The organism is Lachnoclostridium phytofermentans ISDg (assembly GCF_000018685.1).
In the GTDB taxonomy this organism is placed as follows: Bacteria; Bacillota; Clostridia; order Lachnospirales; family Lachnospiraceae; genus Lachnoclostridium; species Lachnoclostridium phytofermentans.
Genome location: NC_010001.1, coordinates 3,485,001 through 3,495,000, shown reverse-complemented (window position 1 = coordinate 3,495,000; position 10,000 = coordinate 3,485,001). Strand labels below are relative to the sequence as shown.

The 10,000-nt window shown below is 35.3% G+C and carries 6 protein-coding genes and 1 rRNA gene (2 of these 7 only partly in view); 4 read left to right on the top strand and 3 right to left on the bottom strand.

The window, feature by feature from the left end:
* From CPHY_RS14740 to CPHY_RS14725, 4 genes are all read left to right on the top strand, one after another.
* A 23S ribosomal RNA gene (locus tag CPHY_RS14740) occupies positions 1-834 on the top strand (it extends 2,082 nt beyond the left edge of the window).
* Positions 835-1,506: 672 nt separating this feature from the next.
* Positions 1,507-1,824: a phage holin gene (locus CPHY_RS14735; RefSeq protein ID WP_012200861.1), complete on the top strand. Its 318-nt coding sequence runs from the start codon at positions 1,507-1,509 to the stop codon at positions 1,822-1,824.
* The gene (locus tag CPHY_RS14730; RefSeq protein WP_012200860.1) at positions 1,824-2,687 is read left to right on the top strand and encodes a C40 family peptidase; all 864 of its coding nucleotides are present in this window, start codon (positions 1,824-1,826) and stop codon (positions 2,685-2,687) included. The genes CPHY_RS14735 and CPHY_RS14730 overlap by 1 nt, the downstream gene beginning before the upstream one ends.
* Before the next feature lie 275 nt (positions 2,688-2,962).
* Positions 2,963-4,360, top strand: coding sequence for an alpha-glucosidase/alpha-galactosidase (locus CPHY_RS14725; RefSeq protein WP_041703710.1), 1,398 nt, complete (start codon positions 2,963-2,965; stop codon positions 4,358-4,360).
* A 395-nt stretch (positions 4,361-4,755) separates the two neighbouring features.
* Here CPHY_RS14725 and hcp (CPHY_RS14720) read toward each other — a convergent pair whose 3' ends face one another.
* The 3 genes from hcp (CPHY_RS14720) to CPHY_RS14710 all read right to left on the bottom strand — a co-directional run.
* Entirely contained in the window at positions 4,756-6,264 is a 1,509-nt protein-coding gene (gene hcp / locus CPHY_RS14720; RefSeq protein WP_012200858.1) for a hydroxylamine reductase, read from the bottom strand.
* A gap of 512 nt (positions 6,265-6,776) precedes the next feature.
* Positions 6,777-8,642, bottom strand: coding sequence for a hydroxylamine reductase (gene hcp / locus CPHY_RS14715; protein ID WP_012200857.1), 1,866 nt, complete (start codon positions 8,640-8,642; stop codon positions 6,777-6,779).
* 316 nt (positions 8,643-8,958) lie between these two features.
* Positions 8,959-10,000: the 3' portion of a coenzyme F420-0:L-glutamate ligase gene (locus tag CPHY_RS14710; protein ID WP_012200856.1), read on the bottom strand. The gene runs 149 nt beyond the window's last position; 1,042 of the gene's 1,191 nt are visible here — the last part of the coding sequence; its start codon lies off the right edge, out of view — the gene reads right to left on this strand; its stop codon occupies positions 8,959-8,961.

The window sequence follows — 10,000 nt, the reverse complement described above, 5'->3', positions numbered from 1 at the left end:
CATGGAGCTTTACTTCAGCTTGATACTGGGATTCGGTGCTGCATGTACAGGATAGGTGGGAGACTAAGAAGTAGGAACGCCAGTTCTTACGGAGTCGCTGTTGGGATACCACCCTTGTAGTACTGGATTTCTAACCTGTAGCCGTGACCCGGCTAGGGGACAATGTCAGGCGGGGAGTTTGACTGGGGCGGTCGCCTCCGAAAGGGTATCGGAGGCGCTCAAAGGTTCTCTCAGAATGGTTGGAAACCATTCGTAGAGTGCAAAGGCATAAGAGAGCTTGACTGTGACACCGACGGGTGGAGCAGGTACGAAAGTAGGACTTAGTGATCCGGTGGTATAAAGTGGGATTGCCATCGCTCAACGGATAAAAGCTACCCTGGGGATAACAGGCTTATCACTCCCAAGAGTTCACATCGACGGAGTGGTTTGGCACCTCGATGTCGGCTCATCGCATCCTGGGGCTGTAGTAGGTCCCAAGGGTTGGGCTGTTCGCCCATTAAAGCGGTACGCGAGCTGGGTTCAGAACGTCGTGAGACAGTTCGGTCCCTATCCGGCGTAGGCGTAGGATATTTGAGAGGAGCTGTCCTTAGTACGAGAGGACCGGGATGGACTGACCTCTGGTGTATCGGTTGTTCTACCAAGAGCATGGCCGAGTAGCCAAGTCGGGACGGGATAAACGCTGAAGGCATCTAAGCGTGAAGCCCCCCTCAAGATAAGATATCCCATAGCATAAGCTAGTAAGACCCCTTAAAGACGATAAGGTTGATAGGACAAAGGTGGAAGTGTGGTAACACATGTAGCTGATTGTTACTAATAGGTCGAGGGCTTAACCTAAAAGGTTTGTTTAAAGTAATGTGTGAGATTTATTCAATGTGAAGTTTTGAGAGTATAGAATTAATGATATAATATTCTATAATGATAAGTAAAGACCGTTGTATGATGGTCTTTTTTTTCGTGCTCAAGCGAGTATTATATCATAGGACAAGTATTTCTTATATTTTTTATTGCTGCATGAATTAATTTATATGTAATTTTAAATATCATTCATTTCTAGAGATATGTAGTCATAAATATCATTTATTTCTAGAGATACGTAGTCATAAATTTGATTTATTTCTAGAGATACGTAGTCATAAATACCTTTCATTTCTAAAGATACATAGTCATAAATATCATTTATTTCTACGATATGTAGTCATAAATATCATTTATTTCTACGATATGTAGTCATAAATATCATTTATTTCTCCGATATGTAGTCATAAATATCATTCATTTCTACGATATGTAGCCATAAATATCATTTATTTCTAAAGATACGTAGTCATAATTTCATTTGTTTCTAAAGATACATAGTCTTAAATTTTTTCTTCTCTTTAAAATTACAGTTACTATAAAGTGATAATATTATAGAGTATTCCCTAAAATACAACAAATACTTCTATCACATAATGTCGAATTAAGAATAAGATGTAATAAGGACTGACATAGAGATGGAGGGATCGTATGAATGAAATATTATTTTCTGCTATACAAATAATTGTTGTAATTCTTTTAGGTTTAGTATCAAGGTATGTAATTCCATGGCTTAAAGTAAAATTAGATACAGAAAAAGCTTCTCAGATTCTTGCTTGGATTCAGACAGCTGTTACAGCGGCAGAACAAATCATCAGTGGGGAATCAAAGGGAATAGAAAAGAAAGCTTTTGTTACGGAATACATGAATAAACTATTAAAAGAAAAAGGGATATCAATAACAGAGGAACAATTAAACCTTCTGATTGAATCTGCTGTTAAGGCATTGAATACTAAGGGGGGATTATAATGACATTATCAGAACAAAGGCAGTTGTTAGTTGAATCATTAAAGAGAAGAGAATATAAAAATACGTATACGCAAGATAGTAAGTTAAGACTGAATGTTTATGAAAATCCGAGAGGTTATGGCGATTGTTCATCGACTATGTTTACAACTTATAAGATGATTTCTGGAATCAATATAGGATCATACTCTTCATCGCAAGCACAGAATAAATTAGGTATCATAGTCGATGTTGCTAAGAGTGAATTACCAGATGAGAGTAATTTATTACCAGGGGATTTGATTTTCTTTAACTATGAAAAAGCAAAACAAAACAGTTCCAATTGGGGAACATGGAAGGATCGATATCTTCATGTTGGACACGTTGAGATGTATATTGGGGACGGTAAAACAATAGGTCATCCGTCAGGGTTTGGGCCAAGAATCATAGATATGAGAACTTATTGTAATCGGATGTTTAAATCAGGAGAGACATACAGTATATCAAAACGATTTGTTTTTAATGTAAATTCCTATGATGCGAAATTTACGGGTATTGAAAGCGGTTTTTATTCCTGGTGCATGAATTTGCAAAATGAGATTAAGGTGAAGGTTGATGGAATACCGGGGCCAGAAGTTCTTAGTAAGGTGCCATTGATTAAATTCGGTACAAAGGGAAAAGTTGTTGAATTGGTACAGCAAAGATTAATTGATTTGGGTTACGATATTGGAAAGTACGGGAAAAATAAAGATGGAATTGATGGAATTTACGGACTAAAATGTCAAGAAGCGATTAAAAGCATTGATCAGTGGGTTTTACTAAAGAATGTTGGAACAGATATTACTGTTGGTACGGATGAATGGAAGTTCTTATTAAATATAGCGTAACAAAAAAATAATTAGGGAAGGTAAAATACCTTCCTTTTTTTTAGATTGACCTTAGGAGTAGCTGTTACTTAAACATAAGGCAGGATAAAATTGGATTACTCGATATATAAGCTTTTCTCGATTAAGTTTAATAAATTGTATCTGATAGTTTGAAAAATAGAGAAAAAAAGGCAAAATTTTATAAGAATTACACCACATTATTTAGTATAATGACAAGTAGGAGGAGACTTCTTAGTTGGAACTATAAAGTATTTACAGAGAAGGGAGCTAGTCAGATGAAGTATCAGAGTAATATGGTATCAGATTTACAAATAGCTTATATTGGTGGAGGTTCCCGAGGATGGGCATGGACTTTCATGACTGACCTAGCAAGAGAGCCAAAATTATCTGGTACTGTTAGGCTGTTTGATATTGATAAATCCGCAGCAGAACAAAATATGTTTATTGGAAATTCAATCACACAAAGAGAAGATGCCATTGGAAAATGGAACTATGAAACAAAAGAAACATTAGAGGAGGCTCTAACCGGTGCAGATTTTATTGTGATATCGATATTGCCTGGGACTTTTGATGAAATGGAATCTGATGTACATACCCCAGAACGTTTGGGAATTTATCAATCTGTTGGAGATACTGCAGGTCCTGGTGGCATAATACGTGCACTTCGCACCATTCCTATGTTTGTTGATATAGCAGAAGCAGTAAAAAAATATGCTCCTAAAGCATGGGTAATTAATTATACGAATCCAATGACTTTATGTGTGAAAACATTATATCATGTATTTCCAGAGATTAAAGCATTTGGTTGTTGTCATGAAGTATTTGGAACTCAGAAAGTTTTAAAAGGGATCGCAGAACAGGTGCTTGGTATTGAGGATATACCAAGAAATGAAGTTCATGTTAATGTCTTAGGGATTAATCACTTTACTTGGTTTGATTATGCATCCTATCAAGGAATAGATTTATTCCCTATCTATAGAGATTATGTAAAGGAACATTTTGAGGAAGGTTTTATAGAAAATGATGCAAACTGGGCAAATACTACATTTGCATGTTCTCATCGTGTAAAATTTGATTTATTCCAGAAATATGGATTGATTGCAGCTGCAGGAGATCGTCACTTGGCAGAGTTTGTACCTGGCGATTGGTACTTGAAAGATCCGGAAAACGTAAAGAGCTGGAAGTTTGGATTAACTACAGTAGATTGGAGAAAGGAAGACCTTAAACAGAGACTTGAGAAAAGCCATCGTTTAGTGAGTGGAGAAGAGAAAGTTGATTTAAAGGCATCTGGAGAAGAAGGAATTTTATTAATAAAAGCGCTCTGTGGTTTAGAAAGAGTTGTAAGTAATGTAAATATTCCAAATACCAACAGGCAAATACCGAATATACCAGATTCAGTGGTGGTTGAGACAAATGCTATTTTTGAGAGGGATGCCATACGTCCAATTATTGCAGGGGAGATGCCAGACTCTATCTTACATTTAACCATACCACATATACAAAACCATGAACTAGTATTAAAGGCTGCACTTACATGTGATAAAGAGTTAGTAAAGCAGGCATTCGCCAATGATCCATTAGTGAAAGGAAGAGCTACTGCGGAGGAAATTGATTTACTGGTAGAGGACATGATTCAGGGATCTATAAAATACTTGCCGGAAGGCTGGAAATAAAAAAACTGAGCATAAAGTAAATAGAGATATTTCCTATGGATTTCCTAACTTTATGGGAGAAATGAATATTAAAAACTTAGGGCTGGATGAAATAATTAACAATAGATAAACGTCAGAATAGAGGAACCGACAGTAGAAAGTTCGTTTATTGGCGTTTATAGTTAATGAATTTCATATCAACCCTGAGTTTTAATGTTTGCTTAAGATATGCTCTATTTAAGCAGGACTAAATGTATGAGCTAAGCTATGATTTATTTAAGCAGGGTTAAATGTATGAGCTAAGCTATGATTTATTTAAGCAGGGTTAAATGTATGAGCTAAGCTATGATTTATTTAAGCAGGGCTAAATGTATGAGTTAAGCTATGATTTATTTAAGCAGTACTAAATGTATGGCTTAAGCTATACTTTGTTTCAAACATGTTTTAATATCATCTTCTGCAGTACTAATAGCTCTAATATCAAAGGTATCAACGAGATATTGCAAAACATTAGGACTAAGAAATGCTGGCAAGGATGGTCCGAGGTAAATACTTTTGATTCCTAGTGAAAGCAATGCTAATAAATCTGCAACGGCTTTTTGCTCATACCAGGAGACGATTAATGAAAGAGGTAGACCGTTTACATCTGTTTGAAAAGCATCTGCTAAGGCTGTAGCACCCGGTCTAGCTCCGTCACATCCGCCGATAAGAAAGAAATGCCGAAGTTCTCCGCTTTTTACTGCTTCTACTATTTTTTCGGCATAACTAAGTGTAGCATGATGTCCAAAGCCAACAAGAATTTCATGTGGCTCTTCATCTTCTAGGAATCCACCTAATTCCAGTGCTTGTTGTATTATTTCACTAAAGTCCTTTTCTCCATCTTCATCTTTTTTTATATGCTTAACTCCATCCCAACCTACAACATTTGTGCTATAAATTCTGTCCTTATAGGATTCTCTTGGTTTCATAAGACAATTGGTAGTCATTAAGATACATCCGGGAAGATTATCAAATTGTTTCTGTTGATCTTGCCACGCACCGCCAAAATTACCGACGAGATGAGGATATTTTTTTAGATTTGGATAGCCATGCGAAGGAATCATTTCTCCATGAGTATAGATATTGATTCCCTTGCCCTTTGTTTGAATTAACAGCATTTCAAGGTCTTTTAAATCATGACCAGAAACAATGATAAATGGACCTTTTCTTATATTGACATTAACTTTATGCGGTGTTGGATTTTTATAAGTATTTGTATTTGCTTCATCAAGTTTTTTCATTACCTCGATTGCCATTTCTCCGATTCTCATTGTCCATCGAATCAACTCTTCAACACTTAGTTTATCGTCTGTAACGGCTTCGAGAGCAAGAATATAAAAATTATCCACTTGATCACTATAGTATCCCAGCGATCTTGCTTGATGTCCATATGCACTGATACCTTTCACACCATAAACAATAGTTTGTCTCAAGGAGCGAATATCCGGATCTAGAGCATTATCATACATAATACCAGCTAATGGAGCATCTTTTAACATATCAGTTTTGGTATCAGGTAAGTTATAAGTGGCTTGAGCGGTATTATTATGAATTTCACCAACATGATTTCGAAGTGATTCTTTTACTTTTTGGGTTTCTTTTAATAATTCAACATGAACAGAAGCGTCAAAATTAACATTCGTTAATGTCGTGAATAATATGTTTTCAATTAAGATAACAATCGATTTATCGATGTATTCACCACGTTCAATCATTTCTTTTGCATAGCAGCTGATACCTTTTATCTGAAATACAAGTAGATCCTGAAGATTTGCAATTTCTGCTGTTTTACCACATACCCCTTGTTTGGTACAACCTTTTCCACCAGCGGTTTGCTCACACTGGTAACAAAACATTTCATATTCTAAATCCATATTATTTCCCATAGATCAACCTCTCTTTTTTGTATTTATCCTTATAGTTTTTGTTCAAGGTTTTTATACATCTTTGGAAGGGAAAGGTAATCGGTTTTAATAGCATACGGTAAGAGAATTGACGGTATAATTAACTAAATAGATTAGTCGGTAAAATAGGATAGATTAGTAGATAAAAATAGGATAGATTAGTAGATAGAAATAGGATAGATTAGTAGATAAAAATAGGAATAGATTAGTAGATAAAAATAGAAGAGATTAATAGATATAGGATAGATTAGTTGAAGAATAATTCGGTAGAAAAATACAATAGAGAAAGCTATAAAATCAGAAGTATATATAGCAATAAATCAGAAAAATGTATAATAAAAGCAGGTACAACGTGAAATTCTGGTATGCAACTAGGCAATCGGGGAGATACACGTTGTACCTGCTTTTTAGTAGATATATAGATAAATTTACGTTTAGAGAGGTATAAATTAGGTATGTCTTATGATTTAAGGAGTTATCTCAATACGTTTATATTAGGCATTTAATTTATTAAGGAGCTCTTCAACATCTATACCATGAACGCTACAAGCTTCTTCTAATGTCTCCATCTGTGATGCAGGGCAGCCAAGGCAATGCATACCAGCTTCCATAAGTGTAGAAGCGCTTTCAGGATTAATCTTTAAGATATCGCCAATTACAGTGTCCTTTGTAATTTCATCAGATGTGCTTTCAGAAGAATCTTTTCCAAAGAATAAATCCATGTCTTCTTCTACTGTCTGAATTCCTGCAATACCAAAGTTATTTACTAATACATTTGCAACATTTGGGGAAAGGAAAGCAGGTAGTGTTGGTCCTAAATGAATGTTTTTCACTCCTAAGTAAAGAAGGGAGAGTAAAACGATAACTGCCTTTTGCTCGTACCAAGCAATGTTATAAATGATTGGTAATTCATTAATATCGCTTAATTCGAAAACTTCTTTTAATTTTAATGCGATAAGAGCTAAGGAGTAGGAGTCATTACATTGACCAGCATCTAATACACGAGGAATTCCACCGATATCTCCTAAGTCTAATTTGTTATATTTATATTTTGCACAACCTGCAGTTAAGATTACAGTGTCATTTGGAAGTGCCTTAGCAAAATCAGTATAGTAATTTCTTGATTTTGCACGTCCGTCACAGCCTGCCATTACAACAAACTTCTTAATAGCACCAGACTTAACAGCGCCTACTACTGCATCTGCAAGTGCAAGAACCTGAGCATGAGCGAATCCACCAATAATTTCACCAGTTTCAATTTCCACTGGAGCTTCACACTGTAATGCATGCTTAATAATTACTGAGAAATCTTTCTTGCTACCGGATTCCCCATCAATATGTTGACATCCTACATAGCCAGCAGCACCAGTTGTATATAATCTATCTTTATACGAAGCTCTTGGAGGTACAATACAGTTTGTTGTCATTAAAATTGGACCATTGAATTTTTCAAACTCTTCATTTTGCTTCCACCAAGCATTTCCGTAGTTTCCTTTCAAATGCTTAAATTTCTTAAGGTTTGGATAGTAGTGAGCAGGAAGCATTTCGGAGTGAGTATAAACATCAATACCTGTTCCTTCTGTTTGAATTAATAATTGCTCTAAATCGGATAAATCATGGCCAGATACAAGGATACCAGGATTTGTTCCAACACCGATATTAACCTTTGTGATTTCTGGGTTTCCATAAGTTGTGGTATTCGCTTTATCAAGTAATGCCATACCATCTACACCAAATTTACCTGTTTCCATTGTTAATGCAATTAATTCATCAATTGTTAAAGTATCATCAAGTAATTTAGCTAAAGTTTCCTGCATGAAGATAGCGATAGCTTCTTCATCATAGCCTAATGCATTCGCATGCTTTACATAAGCGGAAAGACCTTTTAGTCCATAAGTAATTAACTCACGTAAAGAACGAACGTCTTCTTCTTTTGTTGCTAATACTCCGACTTCATCGGAATTGGACTTTGCTATCATGGATTCGATTTCATCCTTTGTGCTATCTACTGGTAAAGTCCAAAGAGCAGCTTCGGATAGATTTTCTTTATTATTTAACTGATTGATTAAATTTTCTTTCATAGCTAAGGTTTCTTTTACTCTTTGATAGAAAACTTCATCATCAAAATTAGCGTTTGTTATAGTTGTGAAAAGATTTAATGTAATGTAGTGATTAACTTCTGATGAGATGTTTCCACCTTCTAAACGAAGTTTTGTGGTTACCTCAGATAATCCTTTTGATACATAGATAAGTAAATCTTGCATATTTGCTAAGGCAGCAGTTTTACCGCAGACACCATTAAGGGTACAACCTTTATTTCCTGCAGTTTCTTGACATTGAAAACAAAACATTTGACTCATATTTTATCTCTCCTTTATTATTTATTGCTTGTTGCTATGTCATTATTGTATTGGATGATAGATAAAAAATCTGTTGTTTTTACAACGAAAGAATAATAAAAATCTAATATGAGAAATAATACTCTTTTTCGTGGATAATAGAGCCTTCTTCTCATATTACTACCTTTTGAAATTTTAATAGAATCTAAAAGATTATATAAGTAATTATTAGAATTTATGACAGGGGAATGAAACGTAAGGTAATAGAAAAGACCAGCAAGTTAAGCAAAAGCGACTTACTGGTCTTTTGGATATTAAAGACGTGATAGTTATAGTTTTAGTTTGTAAAATTATCGAAATATCCTTGGATTAATACAACAGGAGTTCCTTTGTCACCAGAACCAGAGGTTAAGTCACAAAGGGATCCGATGAGGTCAGTTAAACGGCGAGGGGTAGTTCCCTGGCTTGCCATGTTACCTACTAAATTATCTTCTTTATGTTTAATACGTTCAGAAATAGCTTCTGTTAAAGCATCACCAGATAAGTTCTTAAAATCATTATCTGCAAGATATTTTAATTTAACCTCATTTGGAGTACCCTCTAACCCTTCAGTGTATGCAGGGGAAACGCATGGATCAGCAAGTTCCCAGATTTTACCCACTGGATCCTTGAATGCACCATCGCCGTATACCATTACTTCTACATGTTGATTAGTCTTCTCTTTGATTTGGGTTTGAATATCCTTAACAAGATCAAAGCATTCTCTTGGGAATAACTTAATTTGATCTTCTGTGGATTTATTAGAACCTAATAAACCGTAATTTTCATTATAACCATTGCCATCGATTGGAGAAGTTAGGATATCATCTAGTCCAATAACATTTTCTGCGCCAGCGGCTTTTAAAATTCTCTTGGTTCTCATTCTGGTATGAATATCACAAGTAAGAACATTTTTTGTATACTCTAAGATAGTTTTTGGCTGATTGGAGAAGACGATTTCAACATCAGCACCAGCATCTTTAATAATAGAGGAGTAGTAGTCAACATAATCAACTCCGGTAAATGGATGCTTATTCTCTCCGAATAATTCACGATAACGTTCTAAAGTAAGTACATCGCTATATGGATTAACTCCAGCTTCATCTAATTGGTCTAATGACACTAACTCATTTCCTACTTCATCGCTTGGATAGCTTAACATAAGAACTACTTTTTTAGCACCCATAGCAATACCTTTAAGACATATTGCAAAACGATTTCTTGAAAGGATTGGGAAGATTACACCAATTGTTTCTCCACCAAGTTTATTTTTTACATCGGTAGCAATAGCAGATACACTTGCATAATTTCCTTGTGCACGTGCAACGATAGATTCTGTT